The sequence below is a fragment of the Arthrobacter sp. D3-18 genome (genome assembly GCF_054408525.1).
Map to the genome: position 1 here is coordinate 1,099,234 of NZ_CP096440.1, position 19,363 is coordinate 1,118,596.

Here is a 19,363-nt window from a genome sequence, read left to right on the forward strand (position 1 = left end):
ATTAAGACGGCGCTCCCGACACTCAAAAGGATCTTTTTACTTTGGTTGGTCAAAACGAAACAGCGCTCCTATACCGTCGAAAGTCTTTCCAGGACCTCCCAGAAACCGATACATGCCAGCATGCCGCAACGTCACCTTTCCTGTTACCCCACGGCTGAAAGCTCCGATCAACAGGTAGGCCGTCCCATATCCGGGTAGCAGCTTTATCGGCGGCACTTGGGTCAACCAAACAGCAGCACTGCCGTCGAGACGACCATGATGGACACGCCGGCAAAGGTCCACGGGCGGCGGGCACAAGTGGCTTTGCGTCCCCCAATGTCATGAAGCGCACTCTACCGGCTTCGATGCTGTGCCCCTCGAAACCCTAGCCATGGACGAAATCTCGATTCCAAGGACGAGGTGTCCGGTAAAGGATCCCGTTCCGGGCGGTCTACCGCTTCTCACCTTTCTGACTACGCAGAGTGTTGATCGCCCTAACGAAGATGTAAATCGAAAACGCCAGAAGTAGGGCATACGCTACCGTTCGCCAAGATGTGCCGTTGTCAGCGATATCGGTTGCCGCCAGCACCAGCCACAGCACGATCCCCAACCCGGCGTAGACGGTCGAAAAGCGGGGTGCTTCCATTCTTTTCACTTTGTCCCCCGTAATGCCTTGTGATGGCTATATCGATTCACCCAGTCGGTTTTGGTTCAAAGCCTATTCCTGTAAGTCAAGGAGCAGGCGGCGCGCCTCAGGCTCTTTGCATTGTTGGACTGCATCGCGCGGCCCGATGAAGGATCCCTTACCGGGCGCTTTGAAGTGTTCGGAGAGCCGCCGGCTTACGGGACGAGGTGCGGGCAGCTCTCCCGAACCGACAATCGGGGAGCGGTGGCTTCTTTCGCGTCCTGGAGCACCGCTCAACAACCAAGCGTCGGGGTCAACCCTGATCTTTGGTGTTGACGTTCTCTTCGTATCGAAAATCGCGTTGAAGGTTCTTGATCATCTTCCTGGTCAAGAGCCAGACGAGGACGACTGCGATCGGAGCGAGTGCCGCCCACCATAGACGTTCAACCGTAGGGTCCTGAAAGGCGAGAAAAATGATGAAGATAGCACCACCCGTGAACGCGAGAGCCTGACCGGTCCAAAGAATGGTGCCTCGTCTTACTGTCGGATGAACCCATTCATTCGTCCGTCCCTTGGATCGATGGTCCATATATCCCCCTTTGTCCAGACCTTACGGAATAAGGACTTCAGCGTATGGCCGCTGTGGCCCGTTTTGTAAGGGCAGGTATAAGAACACGGCTAGGATCTGTTCTCGCCCGCGCCCTCGCCCAACAATCGCAGGCTAACCGGGCCGGTCAACGGATGAAGAACGAAGAGGACCTGGTGTCCTGGTAGTCGAGCGACCTCGGATGATCTTGAGGATCAGGAGAACGGTCACGATGGCGACGAAAACGATCCCCATGATCATGCGGGTCGTGGACAGCGGGGGCCAGAAGACTGTTCCGCAGATCAGATACAGCAGCCCAAATTGCCACCGCCACGGATCTTGATACCGCAACTCGCTCCTGAGGGGAAGAAGGCCATCCGAGTGTAAATCGCGAAACGCAAGATACTGCCCTATTTTTAGGATTCCCATAGAGGGATCCCTACCCGGGCACTGGTCACGAGATCGTTGGCAACCGTCCCGTAGAAGGTTCCTTCACCGATCGCAGTCGGCTTCTACATGGCAGGCCGACGCGAGGACGTCCAGTGCGGACTCCCCTGAGTTTGAGTGTGCTGATCCCGTGGATGGGTGGATGGATGGGTGGCGAAGCGGGCAGCGGCGCCGGGTGCCCGGCAGGCCCCGGGCACCCGCGGGGCGAACGGTAGAACTCGCCGTAATAGGTCCCGAGCCGGTCTCGATAGGCGGGATCGTCAGCGGTGGCATCATCGAGTTCTGGCGAATCCTTGATCTGGGACTTCGTGAGATCGACGTAGACCTTCTCGTCCGCGTCGTCGACACGCTGAATCGTGCCCGCCGGAAGAATTACCTTCCGGCCGAAGATCCACGGGCCGGTGTCGACCACGATGCTGCTTTCATCGACCGCGTTGCTGGCCTCGTCGACCTTGCCGATGTCGCCATCGGAGGCGTGAACGCGATAGCCCACGATGGTGCCGGACTCAGCTGCGCGAGCCGACGAATCACGGTAATTCCAGGCGTCCCACCGATCGAAGTCATCGGAGACATCCTGTTGCGATGACCGCCAGAATCCACCGATCCCTCAGCGGGCGAATTTCGGTCGTCGTGACCGAATGTGCCCTTTGACCGGACGATCAATGGAGATTCGCCGCGCCCGTGCTTTCGACAGAGTTTTCCAGGGGGATCAGCGGATCGGACCACTAGACAGGCTTGTCGAATACGCCCTGGATGAACACCGTGCGCCCGGCGTCGGTGTTGCGCCCGGAGTTACTCGTCTTGACGGCTGCCTGTTCTCCCAGCACGAGATGCATTCCAAGCGGAGGAGGGGCGCTGGAGCCGCTCGCACCCGACGCTTGCGCCTTCGCCTGCTGTGCCTTGCGCGCCGCCACGATGTCGGCGGTAATGTCGCGCCAGGTGCGCTCCAGGAGACCTGCACCGCGGATCAACCCGCGGAGGGATTCCGCATCGGCCAGATGGCTCTGGTTGGGGCGGCTCGCCCATGGGACCGGAAGCTCGATCGGCTCGCCGTTCCCCGCGCAGATTTCTTGGCAGACGAACAGCCCGCCCGGCCTGAGTACCCGGGCGATTCCGGAATACAGGCGGCGCTTGTCCTGGATGTTCATCTGCATTTGTATCGTCCACACCACATCGAAGCTGGACGCGGCGAACGGAAGCTCCAGGGCATCACCCGCCTGAAAGCGGGTGCGATCGGACAAACGCGTCATCCGAGAAAGGGCGTTGGCCACCCCGCAGAATTCAGGCGAGAGATCGATGCCTGTCACGTCGCAACCCAAAGTTGCGGCGAGGTAACGCGCCGGGCCGCCCAACCCGCTGCCCACGTCGAGCACTCGCGATCCTGGCGGAATCTTTGCAAGCTCCACCAATGCGCGCGTAGCCGAACGTCCCGCGGAGTGAAACTCGTCGGCCGGCGCGAGATCTTCGTGCGTGACCGAGTCCAGGTCCTTGCCGAGAGCTTGCAACCCCGCCACGATTCGCGGCAGAAGTCCGCCCGGCTCGTAGTGACGAAGCATTTCCTCGTGCGAGTCGCCCATGGACGCAAATTCTGCGCGGACTTCGGGGAGCCGTCAAGTATGCGCTTGCTCCCACCACCCCGTCATCTGCCCTCCTCCGGCAGGAGGGAGGGTCTGGCCTGTGCCCTCACGAGGTCTCCACTCGACGCAGAAAGGCATCGCAGACCCCCTGACCAGCAAACGATCTCTGTCCTCCTAAACGACATCGGAAGGGTCGCGGTCGTGCAATTCTCCCTTCGTCCCAAGGGTCCGTGGGTGGCTGACAACCTGGATCAGCGGATAGCTCGCCTCCCCGCAATCGCTTACGGCTTCGTCGTCCGCTGGACCGTTCCCGAGATGCGATTTATGCCGCAATTCCTACTGGTGCTGTCAGGCGTCTTGCTCGGCACCGCAGCAACGCTTCTTATCGAATTTCTCCTGCCCCGCCGTGCGGCAGAGAAGGCAGAGGCGGCGACGGATGCGTCGCGAGAAATTCAAGAGACGTCGCTAGAACTTCTTCGCGAGACTCAACTCCTGCTCGCCCGCGCGCAGGCCGAGTTGCGTCAACGACCCTGGTGGCGACGGCGGCCGAAAGGTTCAAGGCGATACAAATAGGAACCTTATCTACCTCGACCCTGTCGTCTCGCGGAGGCCAACATCGCCGCTCAGCGATCACAGCGAGCCACCAGCGTTCGTAAGCCGGTCCTCCACCGGCCGCCGTTCAGTCCGATCTTGCGGGCGTCGAAGTTCCCGCCGTTCCGGGTCCCCGGATTCCCGTACGACCCGCCCGCGAAACTGCCCGGTGAAGGGGCCCTAAACGCTACACTCGGCGTGATACTTATCGGCTACGCCCTTGTCTGCACAAACACTCAAGCTTTGACCGCCCATCGGGATGCCCTCGCGGCGCCGGCGTGGATCCCGATGCTATCTACGTGGATCACGGATTCGCAGGCACTTAACGGGAACGGCCCGGCCTTGGCAAAGCCCTGGCCGCATGCCGCAACGGAGACACCCTCGTGGTGACCAAGCTTGATCGCCTCGCCCGGTCGCTGCCCGATGCGAGGAATATCGCGGCCACCGATAGGCTCAAGCCATGACGCCAGGGAAGCAGCAGCCCACGAAGGTGCAAGCGGTCTTTTTTGGTGTTCTCGCTCTGATGCTGCTTGCGAGCAGGGTCCTTTCGTTGTTTGAGGGTCATTCTCCAACAGTCCCTTTTTGGATCATTGTGGGGCTGAATCTCGTCCTCTTAGGCTTGTGCATTTGGTGGTATGTCCGCGCTGCCAAGGTCCCCAAACGCACTCGCCGCGGCTCCAAAGACTTTTCTAAAAGATCGCCGTCATGACGTTCCAGCCGTTGCCCACTTTCCTCGACATGGGCCATGCAGGTCCGCCGCTGCCCTCATAAAGGTACAAGTCGCCGATGGAGTCTCGTGCCAGGATGTCGTTCTTCCCGTCCCCGTTGAAGTCGCCGGGTCCAACAAGGGAGTTCATGGCATTCCAACCGGCGCCTGTCACGCTCTGTGGCAACCAGCCGCCGGTTCCGTCGCCAGGGTAGAGCCACAGGACACCCGAACTATCGCGACCCACGACATCAGACGTTCCATCACTGTTGAAATCACCGACACCGATGGCTTCCGATCCGAAGAACCAGCCGTATCCCGCCCATGCTGCTGCCAGCCAACCTCCCTTGCCATTACCGCGCTGTATCCACAGTCCGCCACGGTTAGAGACGGCTACGTCAACGAATCCGTCGCCTTGGAAGTCGCCGATCCCTAGGCTATTAGTCTGGTTATTCCAGCCACCGGCTGCCAGCACACGGGGCATCCATCCCGCCGAGCCATTTCCGGGGTATAGCCACAAATTACCCAAGGGATCATCACGGGCCAGGATGTCGGCGTGACCGTCACCATTGAAATCCCCGGGGGCAATGATCGCCGTCATGATGTTCCAGCCGTTTCCTACCTGAATCCGGGGCAGCCAACCGCCGGAGCCGTTTCCGGGGTAGAGCCATAGGTCGCCGGCGCCGTCACGGGCCAGAATGTCAGGTTTGTGGTCCCCATTGAAGTCGTTCTTGACGTCGCTCGATGCTGTGCCGAGATTTGAGTGTGCCGCATCCTTGATTTCGCTGGCCTCGGCGGGTGGACCCGAAGTTCCCAGCACCAGTGCCAGCAAGATGGCGACGGCGACCGTCCCCGCCGCACCGAGCCGTCGTCGTTCATTGAAGGCCTGAAAACCGCGCAAAGCACCCACAACAACCTCCCCCAAAAAGTGTGTGACGCGATAGCGCGTCGTGGAACGGGAGTCTACAACTGTCACATCCGGAAAGGGAGACTCTCCGGGTAACCATGACTGGGCGATGCGCTGACGGCGCGGTCGGCGCAATGAGCACAACTGCCGTCAGGGGTGGACTTGAATACGATCGAGTCGAAGACGGCCCGTGCCTCTCGCGTCAGTTCTGGATCGATCGATTCGTGGAACGTGGTCAACCCGATGACAGCGCGTTCGCCGTTCAGGTTGACCACCCGGTAGGTTTCCCGCTCAGCGACGCTTGAGTACCAGCGGGTGCATATGGGCGAGAACTCCGAGCGGACACAGATCCTGTTTCGTCGCAGCCTTTGATGTCTGCGATGCCTTCGACGGAGTGGTCGAACTCGAACCCGCGGTAGTCGCCCACCCCGACCTCGACCGGAGGGGTGCTCGCCATTGAGGTCTGCGCCGTTATTGCGTCGACGAAGTCCTTAGCCGACGGATCGAGCTCGACCAGCGCGCCCTGCCACGCGCATGCGTCCGTCGGTACGTAGTTCGAAGGCCAGAAAGTCAGGTAGACGGCCATGTCACCCGGGTGATCCGGGTCGTCCTTTCCCAGGCCGTCTTCTTCGGCCGTCCAGCCGTCCGGGACGGTGATCTCAAAAGGTTCCTTGAAACTGGTGGCAAGGTGTGTGCCGGCGTCGATGACGCCGCTCGCCGGCAACGGTGGGACCGCGGAAGCCGCCGAAGTCGGAGGGCTGGAGGACGGGGATATGTCGGGCTTAGACTCGCACCCGCTGAGAGTGGTACAGAGATCGGTTTCGGCTCGTGAGGGTCAACAACTGCATGAACGCGTTGGCGGCTGCTCCGGATGGATTCGAGAGCCCCGGATCACAGCTGGATGCCGGTGTATTTGGTTTCCTGGTAGGCCTCAAGACCTTCGATGCCCCCTTCACGGCCCAGTCCTGATTGTTTCGTGCCACCGAAAGGTGCGGCCGGGTTACTGACGAGTCCGCGGTTGACACCGGTCATGCCGGCGTCGATTGCGTCGGCAACTCGAAGTGCCCGCGCGAGGTCTCTGGTGAAGACGTACGAGGCCAGACCATAGGGGGTGGCATTCGCTTCGGAGATGGCTTCTTCTTCGGTGTCAAAGGTGTAGATCGCTGCCACGGGACCGAAGATCTCTTCGTCCTTGATGGCGGCATCGGCGGGGATGTCGGTGAGGACGGTGGGCTGGTAGTAGTAGCCCGGGCCCTCGATGATCTGGCCGCCTGTGAGGCAGGTGGCGCCTTTGGCAACTGCATCGGTGACAAGGTTGTGGACGGTTGTGCGTTGTTTGTCATCGATCAGTGGGCCGAGGCCGGTGCTGGGTTCGTGGCCGTTGCCTACGGCGATGTGGGAGAGGCGTTCGGTGAAGCGTTGGGTGAACTCGGCCGCGATTCCGGACTGGACGTAGATCCGGTTCGCGGCGACGCACGACTGGCCTCCGTTGCGGAGTTTGGCGAGGTAGGCGCCTTCAACGGCTGTGTCCAGATCGGCGTCGTCGAAGACGATCAACGGGGCGTTGCCGCCGAGCTCCATGGAGGTATTCATGACGTTCTGCGCGGCCTGGGCCAGAAGCACCCGGCCTACCTGGGTTGATCCGGTGAAAGAGATCTTCCGCGTCCGTGTGTCGTTCATGATGGCGCCGATCAGGTCCCGGGAATTGCCTGTCACTACGACGTTCACGACGCCGGCGGGGACGCCTGCTTCTTGGAGGACTTGGGCAAGTAGCAAGGAGGTGAGCGGGGTCTGGGCGGCGGGCTTCAGTACGGTGGTGCAGCCGGCCGCCAGAGCGGGCGCGATCTTGCGGGCGCCCATGGCGAGTGGGAAGTTCCAGGGGGTGACCAGTAGTGACGGTCCGACGGGCCGCTTGGACACGGCAACGTGGTAGTTCGAGCCGGGTTCGACGCCGAACTGGCCTTCGGTGTGGATCCTGCCGGCGGATTCAGCGAACCAGCGGAAGAACCCGGCGCCGTAGTCGACTTCCGATTGTGCTTCGGCCCAGGGCTTGCCCATCTCATCAACTATTAGGCGGGCGAAGTCGTCGCGACGGTCGATGATGCCTTGGTGGGTGCGGGCGAGAATGTCGGCGCGGGCCCTTGCCGGAGTTGCTGCCCATGCGTCCTGTGCGGCGCAGGCGGCGTCCAGTGCCGCCAGGCCTTCTTGGACGGAGGCGTCTGAGACGTGTGCAATTGCTTCGCCGGTGGCCGGGTTGATGACCGGCAGGGTGGCGTCGGTGGCGGAGGGCGTCCATTTCCCGCCGATGAAGAGCCGGGTTTCGGGAAGGTCCAATGTGGTTTCAGTACTCATGGGATGTTGCTCCTGTGAAGGGCTTTGCGGGGAAGGCCAGCGGGGCCAGTGGTGTGTTCTGGTCCCGCTGGTGTGTTGCTTAGAAGGCGGTGTAACCGCCGTCGACGGGGAGTACCGCTCCGGTGATGTAGGAGGATTCCGGTGAGGCCATGAAGAGGATGGCGTCGGCGATTTCGTCGGGGGTGGCGAGGCGTTGGAGCGGGATCTGGCCTTCGCGTTGTCGGCGGTAGGCCTGGGGGTCGTCCCTGCGTTGGATGGAGGCTTCAATGATGGGGGTAGCCGTCAGACCCGGTGCCACTACGTTGACGCGGATGTTCCGTGAGGCCCATTCAATAGCGGCGCCCTTGGCCAGCATAATGAGGCCGCCCTTGGCCGCGGAGTACAGGACTTGGTCTGCCATGCCGACCATCCCGAGGCGCGAGCTGACGAGCACGAACGAACCACCGGCGGCGGGCATCAGCGGTGCGAAGTGCTTCATCATCAGGAACGAGCTGAGCAGGTTGCTGTGCAGCACGTTCTTCGCGTCCTCGTGGCTCATCTCTGTCAGCGGGCCGGTGACTTGCAGTCCGTGGTTGAGGACGACGACGTCCACTGTTCCGAAGGACTCTGCAGCCTGGCGGGCGAGGCTTTCGACGAATGCTTCGTCGTTGAGGTCGCCAGGCACGTATAGGTCTTCAGCTTGGGCGTTGTCGAGTTGTTCCCTGCGGCCGGTGAGGAGGAGACGGGCTCCTTCGCGGCGGAAATGTGAACTCACTGCCTCGCCGATTCCGCTGCTTGCTCCGGTTACGACGGCCGTGGTTTTATCAAGTCTCAAGTCGGACACTCCATTGTGTGAGGTTGGTTCGGTTGGGATGAGGACTGGGGAGTGCCGGGGGACGGATGCCCAGTCCCCCGGCGCTCCAGTCAGTTGAGGAATCCCCGGGCGTCCACAGGCCACCGTTCCAGGGTGGTGCCTGTGCTGTCGGTGACGATGTACTCCTCGAAATTAACCACTACCGGGCAGACGTGGTTGGGCACCACGGGAAGGACGGTCCCGACGGCGGGGCGGAACCCCGTGGGAAGGGGAAGGAAGCCATGGTATTCGTTGAGTTTGGACAGGACGGCCCTGGTGCCTGCGATTCCGCCGTAGCCAATCTCGGGGTTGCCTTCACGGCCGAGGGCTTTGGTTCCGATGTCGAGGAGTACCTGATCGGGGACCCAGTCGCTGACTACTGTGCCGGCGAGGAAAAGTGCGATCTGGTCCTCTGTGCAAGCGCCGAGGCGGGTGTTATTGAGGTCATTGAAAACGTACTCGCCTGGCCTGATCTCTGTGATGACGCTGTTGGTGGCAAATTCCACGGTGGGTGTGGAACCGGCGCTGACCACTTCGGCGGTGACGCCTACTGCGCTGACGCTGCGAACGGCTGTGACGAGCGCGGTATCCTGGTCGGCAGCTGCACGCTTGCGGGCGTCCGGTCCGGCGCTGCCGTGGCCCGGATAGGTAAAGACGCCGGCTGGCACCAGGCCGCGCTTGCGGGCGGCTTGGGCGAGGTGTCCGGCGGCCTCGGGAGCCACACCGGAACGACGGGCACCGCAGTCGACCTCGATGACAACCTGCAGCAGCTCCGCTTCTGATCCCATCGCGTCGGCCAGGGCATCGATCGCTGCGACGTTGTCGACACCAACCCGAAGACGGGTAGTTTCGGCCAGCTTTCGGATCCGCGGACCTTTGGATCCGGCGGTCCAAATCGGGTAGGCGATGAAGATGTCGCCAAACCCGGCGGCTGCGAAGACTTCGGCTTCCCCGACGTTGCCGGCGGTGATTCCGACCGCGCCCGCCTTGACCTGACGACGTCCGATTTCCACGCATTTGTGGGTCTTCACATGAGGCCTGACAACCAAATGCTGCGCATCGGCGAAGGCCTGCATGCGGTCGATGTTTTCCTGCATGACGTCGGACAGCACGACCGGTGAGGGGCTGTCGATCCGGCCGTGGAGTGCCTCGAGTGCTTGTTGAATACGGTTCACACTGTGCTCCTTGTTGTTCATGTCCTAGGCCTCAGTGCAGACCATTTGGATCTCGACAGGGCTGTTGCGGGGTAGCCCGGCCACACCGATCGCGGTGCGTGCGTGCCGTCCGTTGTCGCCGAGCACCCCGATGAGCAAGTCACTGGCTGCGTTGGCGACCTGCGATTGCAGACCGAAGTCCGGAGTGCTGGCCACGAAGACGAGCATCTGCACAATGCGGACCCGGTCCAGGTGGCCTAGCGCCTGGACCGCGGCAGCCAGTGCGTTGAGCACGGCGTGGCGTGCGAGTTCCTGTGCTGCATCGAGTTCGACGTCGAGACCTACGATGCCGGTGCCCAAGAGTTCACCGTCTTTGTACGGCAGTTGGCCCGAGATATAGAAGCTCGAGTCCACCGAACTGTGATGCAGGTAGTACGGATTGTCAGCCAGGCTGGGTAGCTCCAGGCTGAGTGCACGGAGGCGGTCTGATGGTGAGTCGGACACGCCGTTGGCGACCAGCTCGATTCGGGAATCAGCGGGGGCGATTGGAGTGCTCATATCAGTGCTTTCACTAGTTCCGGGACGAGCTTTGTCCGGCCGCGACGGACTGCGTGGTGTGGACGCTCATGAAACGTTCCGGACGAATGAAGTCCAGGCCCTCATACGTCTGGATGCCGAGTGCTTCGCGCGCAGCGATCTCGCCGTAGCCGGTGGCCATTTTGAAGCCGCCGCCGGAGAACCCTGTGGCGCAGTAGACCCTGCTCTCTGGATCCAACCGGCCGAGCAGCGGATTGCGGTCGGTGGTAAAGAGGTCCGGGAAGGCATCCGAACGGACGATGTTCGGGTACAAACCGGGGAAGAACTCGCTCACCGTCTGGGTGGTCTCGGCGATCTCTGCCTCGGTAAGTTCCCTGGGTACTGCGTCGGGGTTCCCGGTCGGGGTGGGGCGGAAGTTCAACGTCGACTTCACGGTGGCCCCGTCCACTGCCGGAGCCCCGTACATAGACCGGTCACCGGAGATCCGGACGAAAACGGGGAATCGGTCCGGGGAGAAGAGCGCTGGATTCTTTGCAACAAACCAGGTCAGGAAGACCCTGTTGGGTTGGGTGTGTGCCTGCAGCGACTCCGGCATCAGTTTTTGGGACCAACCTCCGGAGGCGACGATCACGTTATCGAATGTCCAGGACCTTTCCCCGGACGTCACCACCACGCCGTGGTCGGTTTCCCGGATTTCGTCCACCGGGGTGTTGGTGAGCACGGTGGCGCCGTTGGCTTGGGCAGCGGAGATCGCGGCCGTGACGGACCTGTCCGTTCGCAGCGCCCCACCGTTGGGGTCGAACACCCCGATGTCATCCGGACGAAGGTTGTGCTGCGGGTAGCGTTCTGCCATTTCCGGACGGGAGAGGATTTCGTGGGCGACGCCGGCTGTCCGGGCGGATTCGAGCAACTGCGGTATGTATGCACCGTCTACCGTGCCGATGTAGAGACCGCCGCAGCGCAGGAGGATATCCTGGCCGGTTTCATTCTCGAGTTCGGCCCAGAGGCGCTGGGAGCTCTGCAGGATGGGGTTGAAGCCTGGGTTGAGGTTGATCATCCGGAAGAGCCGGGTGTCTCCGCCCACGGCGCTGCGCCCGTGGGCGGGCAGCTTGGCTTCGAAGCCGACAACGGAGTCGGACAGGCGGGAGGCCTGCCACAGGGACATACTGCCAATGGTGCCGAGGCCGATGACGGCAAGTTTTCCATCTGTCATTTCAGAGCACTTTCTCGAGGAAGGACTTCGTCCGGGTTTCTTGTGGGTTGGTCAGAACTTCGCGGGCGTCGCCGCGCTCGATGATGTAGCCCTCATCCATGAAGACGAGCGAATCGCCGACCTCCCGGGCAAAACCCATTTCATGGGTGACCACCACCATGGTCATGCCCTTCTTGGCTAGGTCCTGCATGACCGAGAGCACCTCGCCCACCTTTTCGGGGTCCAGGGCGGATGTGGGTTCGTCGAAGAGGATGATCTCAGGGTCCATGGCCAGTGACCGGGCGATTGCAACGCGTTGCTGCTGCCCACCCGAGAGTTCGGCGGGATAACGATCCCCGAACGCTCCAAGGCCAACGCTTGTGAGCAGTTCCTGGGCTCGTTTGGCTGATTGTTTTTTGTCGGCGCGTTTGACCAGGACCGGTCCGGCCATGACGTTCTCGCGGGCGGTCATGTTGGGGAAGAGATTGAACGATTGAAACACCATGCCCACGCGGGTGCGTTGCAAAGCGAGCTTTTTGGGTGGCAGGGCGTGATAAGCGTTGGCGGTTTCGTAGTAGCCGAAGTCTTCGCCGTTGACTTTCAGGATGCCCGAGTCAACGGTCTCAAGGCCGTTGATGCAGCGCAGGAGAGTGGACTTGCCGGAGCCGCTTGGGCCGATGATGCAGCAGATTTCTCCGCTGGCAATTTCAAGGTCCACGTCTTTGAGGACCGTTTTGGGTCCGAAGGACTTCCGGATCTTTTGGGCGAGGATGGTCCCGTCAGCGTTCATCGTGCTATCCCTTCGGGGGCGGTGAGCGTCACGTTGCGGGCCTTGCGGGGAAGCCGAACGGAGGTGTGGGAGTACTTTTGTTCGAGCTTGGACTGCGGATAGCTCAGCAGCAGGGTCATGATGAGATACCAGAGGCTGGCCACAAGCAGTAGCGGGATGGTATCGAACGTGCGGGCGTAGATCAGTTGGGCGCTTTGGAGGAGTTCGGCTACGCCCAAGACGCTGACCAGCGATGTTCCCTTGAACATCCCGATGACCTGGTTGCCGGTCGCCGGAATGATCGAAGGCATGGCTTGGGGGATGATGACTTTGCGCATCTTCATGGCCCCGCTCATACCGAGGGAGTCAGCGGCTTCGATCTGGCCCTTGCCCACTGCGGAAAAACCGCCGCGGACGATTTCGGCCATGTAGGCCCCCTCGTTGAGCGTCAGCCCTACCAGGGCAGCGGTGATCGGTCCCATAATGGCGTTCGTGTCAATCGCGGTGCCAAAGTCCGTGAAGGGGATACCGATGGTCAGGTTCGGGTACAGGGCCGAAAGGTTGAACCAAAAGATCAGCTGCACCAGCACTGGGGTGCCCCGGAATAAAGTGATGTAGAGCCCGGCGGCCAAGGCGACAGGCTTTACCTTGGACGACCGCATGATCGCGAGGGCAAGCCCGAGCAATGTTCCCAGCGCCATACTTGCGACGGTGAGGAAGATCGTGAGCATGAGGCCACGCAGAATCGACTCCGCGAAGAAGTACTTCCCGACGATGTCCCATTTGAAGTTGGGATTGGTCATCACCGAGGTGAGGATCCCGATGGCGAGGAGGATACTGAAGATCCACCCTGCATACTCCGAGCGTGTCCTAAGGCGAAGCCGTGGCTTCAAGGCAGCGTCGATGCTGCCTACTGCCATCTTGCCCTTTTTGTTGGTAGTCGTTGTCATGGTGGGCTCCGCTAGTTCAACTTGGCGTCAGTGATGGCTCCGAATTCGAGGCCCCAGGTTTTGAGTGCTTCCTTGTATTCGGGATCGGCGAGGATCGACTGGACGGCTGCCTGGATTGCGGGGGTCAAATCTGAGCCCTTCTTCAAGGCGACAGCCGTGATGCCGGTTCCGCCAACGTTGAGCGGAGGGGTGAGCATCTGGAACGAGCCCGGCTGCTGGGTCTGTGCCCAGGCGAGTGCGGTGGTGTCGTAGAGGATGCCGTCCAGGCGCTTGGAGTGCAGCTGGACCAGGGCTTCCTGGATGTTGGGCAGCGTGATGGCGTTGATCGCCGGTAGTCCCTTGGAGACGCAGGTCATCTCGTTCAGGGCCGGGAGGCGCAGAAGCTGGCCGGTTGAGCCTTGAGTTACGGCGATGTTCTTCCCGCATAGCGTTTCGTTCGTAAGGTTCTGCGGGTTTTTGGCGGCTACCCCGATGGAGCTTCCGGCTTTGAAGTAGTCGATCATGTCCACCACCTTGAGCCGGTCCTCGGTCTTGGCCATGGTTGAAACCGTGAAGTCGAAGCGGCCTCCGTCAAGGCCGGGGATTATGGTGTCGAACTTCGTGTCAACGAAGTTCACCTTTACTCCGAGCTTCTTCGCGATGAGCCGGGTGATGTCCGGGTTGAGGCCGATGGGTGTTTTGTTGTCCTCGGCGAGGAAGACCGTCGGCGGATAGTGGAGGTCTGCGGCTACGGTCAGCTCACCCTTGTCCTTGTACTTCTGCGGCAGGAGGCTGACAGCTTTCTGGTCAGGTTGGACGCCTTCGGAGATGTCCCTCAATCCCAGTTCTGTGGAGGTGGCAGAGGGTTCGCCGTTTGCAGCGCTGCAAGCGGTCACGGCCAAGAGGAGGGCCAATGCCGCCGTGGAGGCCTGGACCTTGCGTTGTGTCTTCATGATGCGTCCTTGAATCGTTGGGGATGGGGAGGATGTGTTGTTGGGAAGCCAGGTCAGTGGTGCTCAGTTACGTCACGTCGTCGATCCGCCGTCGAGCCGGAACGGCAAGGAATCGGTCAGGGTTGAGGACCGGGATGGTATTCACACTGGCGCCATGGAAGGCGTAGTCCGCGGCAATATCACCGAACACCGGGGCGAGTTTGAAGCCATGTCCGGATAGGCCGGTGATGACGGTGATTCGTTCCTCGTTGCCCAGTTGGCCAACGATTCCGTGCCCGTCCGGGGTGTAGCCCTCCATGTAGGCGGAGACACGGACGGGATCCGGATACAGTGCAGGGAAGGAATCGGCCACAAGGTCCCGGAATGCCGCGATTTCGTCGATGGGGACTGTCCGATCGAGGGCGTCGGGGTCCGCCACTGGAAGGTTGACGGTGCCGGAGAGGCCGAGTTTCAGGCCGTTCCCGTTCATTGCAGGTAGTCCGTAGAACTCTTCAGGGGTGGTGCGGATGAAACAAGGGAAGTGAGCCGGATCAAAGGCCCCGCGTTCTTTCGCGACGAACCACGCTGAGACCGCTTTGCGAATCTGGACAAGTGGCGCGAGTTCGGGAAGCAGCTTCGTAGCCCATGGGCCGGTTGTGACCACAACATGGTCGTAGCGCTCGCTCTGGCCGTGGGCGCTGACCCAGACTCCGTCGTCCTTGACTTCGATACCGTCGACTGGCATGTAGGCGCGTAGCTGGGCGCCCAGTGCCTCGGCCCTGTAGGCAGCAGTTAGCACAGCCAGTTCGGGGCGCAGATAGCCCGCTTCACGGTCGAGCACTACGGCGTCGCCGTCGTAGAACGGGTGATGCGGCCAGCGGGTACGTGCCTCCTCGAGTGGAATGATCGAGGCGTCGACACCGAACTTATCGATGGAGTCGCTGACGTTGGCCATCTGTGATGACGCTTCCCCCAGCATGAGATTGCCGGCCAGGGTGAGTAGATCAGTTCTCGTCTCGCCCTCGAGTTGACGCCAGAGTGTCTTGGCGGTGCGGAGCAATGGCACGTATTCAGGGTCTTCGAAGTAGGCAGTACGGAAGATGCGGGACTCGCCGGCGTGGGCGCTGCGATCGTGGGCTATTCCGAACTGTTCGTAGCCGACCACGTCCGCTCCACGCGATGCCAGGCGCCAGGCGGACATGCTGCCTGCGGTTCCGAGACCGATGACGGCTACTCGCTTTCTGGTGGTGCTCATTCTGAAACCTCCCGGGTCAGAACCATGAGGAGTCCGTCTGCAGTGACCGCAGGGCTCGTGGTGATGATCATGGGTATTCCTGCTTCCGTTGCCTTGACTTCGTGGATGACGTCACCGAACAGGTCGCTGACTTGGCCCAGCACCTCGCCCTGGGTGGCCCGCTTGCCAAGTTCGACGACGGGTTGCCACCACCCAGCGACGGGTGAGCGCACCCAGTTCCAGCCTTGGTTGTGCTCGACCTGGCCGGGGGTCTGCTCTACGTCGTAGGAGAGCATTCCCAGGGTCGCGGCCACATTCCGCAAACCCCTTATATGGGTTGCGACAGCTTGGCGGCCGATGATGCCGTTGCCGCCCGCTTCAGCAGTGATTGCCGGGACGCCGGCGTCTGCGGCGGCTGAACTTGTGGTGCCCGAGGTAACTCGCGCGGCAGCGGGTTGCCTGATCACGTGCTGCGTCCCGTATGCCATGGCCATCCGTCGTGCAGCCTCACCTACCGGTGACTCGTCATAAATAACCACCGGTTCTATTACTTCCGGAACGTCCCCTGAATGGAGGTCGATGAGGTAGTCCGCTGACCGGATGAAACGTTCGAACACATGGTGAGCCAGTACCTCGGAGTACGTGCCCTCTGGGTTTCCCGGAAAGCACCTGTTCAGGTTCTTGCCATCGGCAGGTACGACGAACGGCGTGCGGCTTGCGTAAGCCGGGAGGTTGACTACCGGAACCGCTGTGATTGTCCCGATGAGTGTGGTCGGGCTGATTTCCGCAAGGAACTCCCGTAGGGCTGACATGGCTGCATATTCACAACCGTGCACTCCGGCAAGGACTGTTAGTTGTGGTCCGTGCTCGCGGCCTTGGATCTCGATGTAGGGCAGATCCAAGGTGCCTTCAGGGAGCCCGGAAACCGGGTAATGGCCCCGAATGACCGAGCCTTGGCCCCGTTGGCCATCTTGCATTTGGTGTCCTCTCTGGCCCAAAGTGTCCGACAATCGTGTCCGACATGATTGTTTGATACTATCGTTTGGTGATCTAGTGTCAAGGCCCTTCTCAAATTGGGATGTGCTGCCATTAGCCGATAGGGGTGTGAGTGCGATGGAAGGCCGACCTTTCTCCGAGCAAGCAAAGGCGTCTCTGGCGAGAACGCTTGCGCCGCGTGTTGCGGAACGAACAACGTTGGTTGATCAAGTGGCCCACCGCATCCGGAGGGAAATCATCCTTGGCACCCTCGATCCTGGCCGACACCTTGTGGAGAAGAGGCTTGCTGAAGATCTTTCCGTGAGCCGGGGCACGGTACGAGAGGCCTTGACGCGCCTGGCCTCAACGGGGCTCGTTGAGTTTTCTCCCGGCTCGGGAAATCGGGTCCGATACTTCAGTGATGGCGACATCAACGAGATTGGGGAAGTGTTCGCAGCCCTCGAGGGGCGGGCCGCCATGCATGCTGTTGTTCCCCCGTCCAAAAGCGTCGAGAAAGAGTTGAGACGCATCGCGGAACGTATGAGGGGGTTGCGTCTGCCCGATGACGTCGACGACCTGATGGGGCTGGACCGCGAATTCCACGGAACGCTCTTGAACCAGCAGTCCAATGCCAAGCTGATCGAGGCCTGGCAGAGCCTTGAGTCGCTTCTCGCGGTAATGATGGTCCCGATCATGCGGCGCGGAGTGGGAACTGCCGACATCCAGGCGGACAGGCATCTGCTGCTGGTCGACGCCGCTATGACTGGAGAGCCCGAACTGCTGGTCAAGGGCCTGGAACAGCACTACTACCAGGAGTAACAGCGGATCGGTCGGTTGGGGACTATTGCCAGCGCGTTCGATCGCGGTCGGCGCAATGGGCACAACTACCCTCTCAGGAAGTTCACTGGGCACCCCCGCAGGTGATTTACTGACGTGACCGTCACATACTTCAGGGGGACAGGTATGAAGGGCTTGGTTGCCACTTTTTTGCTCGCATCGTTGGTGCTCACAGGGTGCGCTGCGGCTGTTCCGGACGGCTCCGCAACGGCGTCGACGGCGCCGACCCCACTCTCGGGCGCGAAGACCTTCTCAAGGTTGGACGCGGCGGGCATCGAGCAGATCAAGAAGACCAGGACGGCACTTTTCGATATGACGACCGGGGAGCTCACAAAAAGGGGCGTAGGCCTCGAAAATGGCACCAGCCAAGCTCCTGATGTACTCATTTCTGATGGCTTGATGGAACTGAAAATCGAAGCGCCGACGGGACTGATCAGCGCTAAGACTGATCGGCTCCGCCTCAACGGCATGAACAACAGGTCCGATTTCCGTGAAATCACGTACTTCCTCAAGGCCGAATCGTTCGAGGAGTTCACAGCCCTGATCCGCGACGGCGTGGACCGGTACGGAATTCCCAGCGACTCAGCAGAGCGCTGGATTGAATCGATGTCCAGCCGGCCGGAGGATAAGGGTGACTTTTCCTTGGCTCCAGGCACCTCAACAGGCCTCCAAGTCTCGTACGACCTCCGATACGACGGTTCAAAGGACGTGCAAGTCATAATTGTGCACGTCCACCCCGCCTAGTCCCTGCACCAGCCTCTTTAGGAAGAACTCCGTGGAACCTCACAACCCGTACTCCCCGAGCTATTTCCCGCATCAGCCCGGACAGCTCCAACCTCCGCCGTTGCCCGCGTGGGCCAGGACATTTCGGACCATCCTGCTGATCCTCGCTGGTCTTCTGGTGCTCCTTCTGCTGCTTCTTTTCGGCGCAGGTACAACCGGATCGGCCGATATGTACAGCGAAGGCGGGCTAGGCGTTTTACAGGCCACCATTTGGCTGGGTTTGGGGACAGTCTTGCTGACGATCCCGTACGTGACTGCCAGCATCATTTACGCTGCTCTATGGGCCGGCACGCTGCGGGGTAGAGGTTACCGTCGCTACCCGGGGACCACCTGGATCCTGATTGCCGGCCCGATTGTTGCCGCGTTACCTGTATTGGCCCTGATCGGTGTGATCACGACCAACTCCAGCAGATTGTGAACCTCTGACCAGCTGACGTAAAAGAAAGAAAGGACCATGTATTCCGACCGCGAGCGGCGCAACGATGCCGTATACGCAGAGCACAAGGCCGCAGTGGCCGCCGGGGAAAAACGTGTACTCCGCAACACCAGTACCGGCGAACTGCACAGTTACCCCGCAGACGAAATCGGATTCACGCCGGGTAGTGGGCAGGTCCAAGTCAGCACATGGTGGGGGATGGGAATTCTCGCAGTCGTTGCCGCGGTACTCACTGTTTTTTCGGTGGTGCTGATGCTGGCTCCTCTGGGGCAGGGGCAAAGCCCTATGTGGGGCGCGCTGTTTCTGACTGCCGGGGGCGGAGCCTTCACCTTCTACGCAGTCACGCTGTCCCGCCAGGAATACCGGGCGACGCAGCTACGAAAGTTGCGGAGTTCGCCTCAACCAAACTCCACCGGCAGGGCAGACTATTGGGAGCCAGCTCAGCAGCCACTTAAGCCGCCAACTGATGCTAAGAGCAATGCGAAATCATTGGACGACTACCTTTACGACATTCATAACCGGCCCTCCAACGGAACACTTCGCTTTTGGATCGGATTTCAAGTGGTCTTCCTGGTCGCACTCGGCTATCTGATCCCGCTATTCAGCCTGCGCTGGATGGGCCTGCGGCAATGGGCGCTCGTCTTTATCCCATTGCTGTGCGCGGCGGCGTTGGTTTGGTGGTTCCTGCGATTCATGAGGCGGCGGGGTGTGCAGACCAAAGCCAAGTACCGGGCTTACGGCGGCAACCCTGCCGGCACCAGCGACCTCCTGTTTGGCCAAGTGACATACAAGATCACGCCGGATGGCCGTTGGAAGTGGCCAACGCCAAGCTCGGGGGACTAGCGCTGGAGGGCCCCGGAAAGTACTTGTAATACGATCGCCCTCCCGACGCGATCGCGCATTTCTCGGCGCAGCTGAGCGAATACGGAACCACCGATCACCTTGTCCAGCTGCGCCACAACGCCCCGCTGCCCACCGAGCTC

The 19,363-nt window shown here is 61.1% G+C and carries 19 protein-coding genes and 1 pseudogene; 7 read left to right on the forward strand and 13 right to left on the reverse strand.

Going from position 1 to position 19,363, the window contains the following annotated elements; genetic code table 11:
* Positions 1-1,779 precede the first annotated feature (1,779 nt).
* Entirely contained in the window at positions 1,780-2,223 is a 444-nt protein-coding gene (locus M1D89_RS07190; protein ID WP_498649344.1) for a hypothetical protein, read from the forward strand.
* A gap of 139 nt (positions 2,224-2,362) precedes the next feature.
* Here M1D89_RS07190 and M1D89_RS07195 read toward each other — a convergent pair whose 3' ends face one another.
* The gene (locus M1D89_RS07195) at positions 2,363-3,214 is read right to left on the reverse strand and encodes an SAM-dependent methyltransferase (RefSeq protein ID WP_498649346.1); all 852 of its coding nucleotides are present in this window, start codon (positions 3,212-3,214) and stop codon (positions 2,363-2,365) included.
* Positions 3,215-3,448: 234 nt separating this feature from the next.
* Here M1D89_RS07195 and M1D89_RS07200 point away from each other — a divergent pair, with 234 nt between their 5' ends.
* Positions 3,449-3,787, forward strand: a complete 339-nt coding sequence (locus M1D89_RS07200; protein ID WP_498649348.1) for a hypothetical protein — start codon at positions 3,449-3,451, stop codon at positions 3,785-3,787.
* 219 nt (positions 3,788-4,006) lie between these two features.
* Positions 4,007-4,245, forward strand: a pseudogene (locus tag M1D89_RS07205) (recombinase family protein); the annotation flags it as partial.
* A 249-nt stretch (positions 4,246-4,494) separates the two neighbouring features.
* Here M1D89_RS07205 and M1D89_RS07210 read toward each other — a convergent pair.
* The 12 genes from M1D89_RS07210 to M1D89_RS07265 form a co-directional block, all read right to left on the reverse strand.
* Positions 4,495-5,487 (reverse strand): FG-GAP repeat domain-containing protein, encoded by a 993-nt coding sequence (locus M1D89_RS07210; protein WP_498649350.1) that lies wholly within the window; start codon positions 5,485-5,487, stop codon positions 4,495-4,497.
* A 193-nt stretch (positions 5,488-5,680) separates the two neighbouring features.
* On the reverse strand, positions 5,681-6,142 hold the full coding sequence (locus tag M1D89_RS07215) for a hypothetical protein (protein ID WP_498649352.1): 462 nt from the start codon (positions 6,140-6,142) through the stop codon (positions 5,681-5,683).
* Between the two features lie 167 nt (positions 6,143-6,309).
* Positions 6,310-7,770, reverse strand: a complete 1,461-nt coding sequence (locus M1D89_RS07220; protein ID WP_498649354.1) for an NAD-dependent succinate-semialdehyde dehydrogenase — start codon at positions 7,768-7,770, stop codon at positions 6,310-6,312.
* Positions 7,771-7,849: 79 nt separating this feature from the next.
* Positions 7,850-8,584 carry an SDR family NAD(P)-dependent oxidoreductase gene (locus M1D89_RS07225; RefSeq protein WP_498649356.1) on the reverse strand — a complete coding sequence of 245 codons (735 nt, stop codon included), beginning with the start codon at positions 8,582-8,584 and terminating at the stop codon, positions 7,850-7,852.
* Between the two features lie 89 nt (positions 8,585-8,673).
* Positions 8,674-9,777, reverse strand: a complete 1,104-nt coding sequence (locus tag M1D89_RS07230; RefSeq protein ID WP_498649357.1) for an alanine racemase — start codon at positions 9,775-9,777, stop codon at positions 8,674-8,676.
* A 24-nt stretch (positions 9,778-9,801) separates the two neighbouring features.
* The gene (locus M1D89_RS07235; protein WP_498649359.1) at positions 9,802-10,314 is read right to left on the reverse strand and encodes a RidA family protein; all 513 of its coding nucleotides are present in this window, start codon (positions 10,312-10,314) and stop codon (positions 9,802-9,804) included.
* Positions 10,315-10,327: 13 nt separating this feature from the next.
* Positions 10,328-11,506, reverse strand: coding sequence for an FAD-dependent oxidoreductase (locus M1D89_RS07240; RefSeq protein WP_498649361.1), 1,179 nt, complete (start codon positions 11,504-11,506; stop codon positions 10,328-10,330).
* A gap of 1 nt (position 11,507) precedes the next feature.
* Positions 11,508-12,275, reverse strand: coding sequence for an amino acid ABC transporter ATP-binding protein (locus M1D89_RS07245; RefSeq protein WP_498649363.1), 768 nt, complete (start codon positions 12,273-12,275; stop codon positions 11,508-11,510).
* Complete coding sequence (locus tag M1D89_RS07250) at positions 12,272-13,204, reverse strand: amino acid ABC transporter permease (protein WP_498649365.1); 933 nt, start codon at positions 13,202-13,204, stop codon at positions 12,272-12,274. The genes M1D89_RS07245 and M1D89_RS07250 overlap by 4 nt, the downstream gene beginning before the upstream one ends.
* 11 nt (positions 13,205-13,215) lie before the next feature.
* Positions 13,216-14,136, reverse strand: coding sequence for an ABC transporter substrate-binding protein (locus M1D89_RS07255; RefSeq protein ID WP_498649367.1), 921 nt, complete (start codon positions 14,134-14,136; stop codon positions 13,216-13,218).
* 67 nt (positions 14,137-14,203) lie between these two features.
* Positions 14,204-15,370, reverse strand: coding sequence for an N-methyl-L-tryptophan oxidase (gene solA / locus M1D89_RS07260; protein ID WP_498649369.1), 1,167 nt, complete (start codon positions 15,368-15,370; stop codon positions 14,204-14,206).
* Entirely contained in the window at positions 15,367-16,326 is a 960-nt protein-coding gene (locus tag M1D89_RS07265) for a succinylglutamate desuccinylase/aspartoacylase family protein (protein ID WP_498649371.1), read from the reverse strand. The genes solA and M1D89_RS07265 overlap by 4 nt, the downstream gene beginning before the upstream one ends.
* A gap of 229 nt (positions 16,327-16,555) precedes the next feature.
* Between M1D89_RS07265 and M1D89_RS07270 the strand changes: the two genes are divergently transcribed.
* From M1D89_RS07270 to M1D89_RS07285, 4 genes are all read left to right on the forward strand, one after another.
* Positions 16,556-17,143 (forward strand): GntR family transcriptional regulator, encoded by a 588-nt coding sequence (locus M1D89_RS07270; RefSeq protein ID WP_498649373.1) that lies wholly within the window; start codon positions 16,556-16,558, stop codon positions 17,141-17,143.
* A 144-nt stretch (positions 17,144-17,287) separates the two neighbouring features.
* Positions 17,288-17,905 (forward strand): hypothetical protein, encoded by a 618-nt coding sequence (locus tag M1D89_RS07275; RefSeq protein WP_498649375.1) that lies wholly within the window; start codon positions 17,288-17,290, stop codon positions 17,903-17,905.
* Between the two features lie 31 nt (positions 17,906-17,936).
* Positions 17,937-18,362 carry a hypothetical protein gene (locus M1D89_RS07280; RefSeq protein WP_498649376.1) on the forward strand — a complete coding sequence of 142 codons (426 nt, stop codon included), beginning with the start codon at positions 17,937-17,939 and terminating at the stop codon, positions 18,360-18,362.
* 36 nt (positions 18,363-18,398) lie between these two features.
* Entirely contained in the window at positions 18,399-19,223 is an 825-nt protein-coding gene (locus M1D89_RS07285) for a hypothetical protein (protein WP_498649377.1), read from the forward strand.
* Positions 19,224-19,363 lie beyond the last annotated feature (140 nt).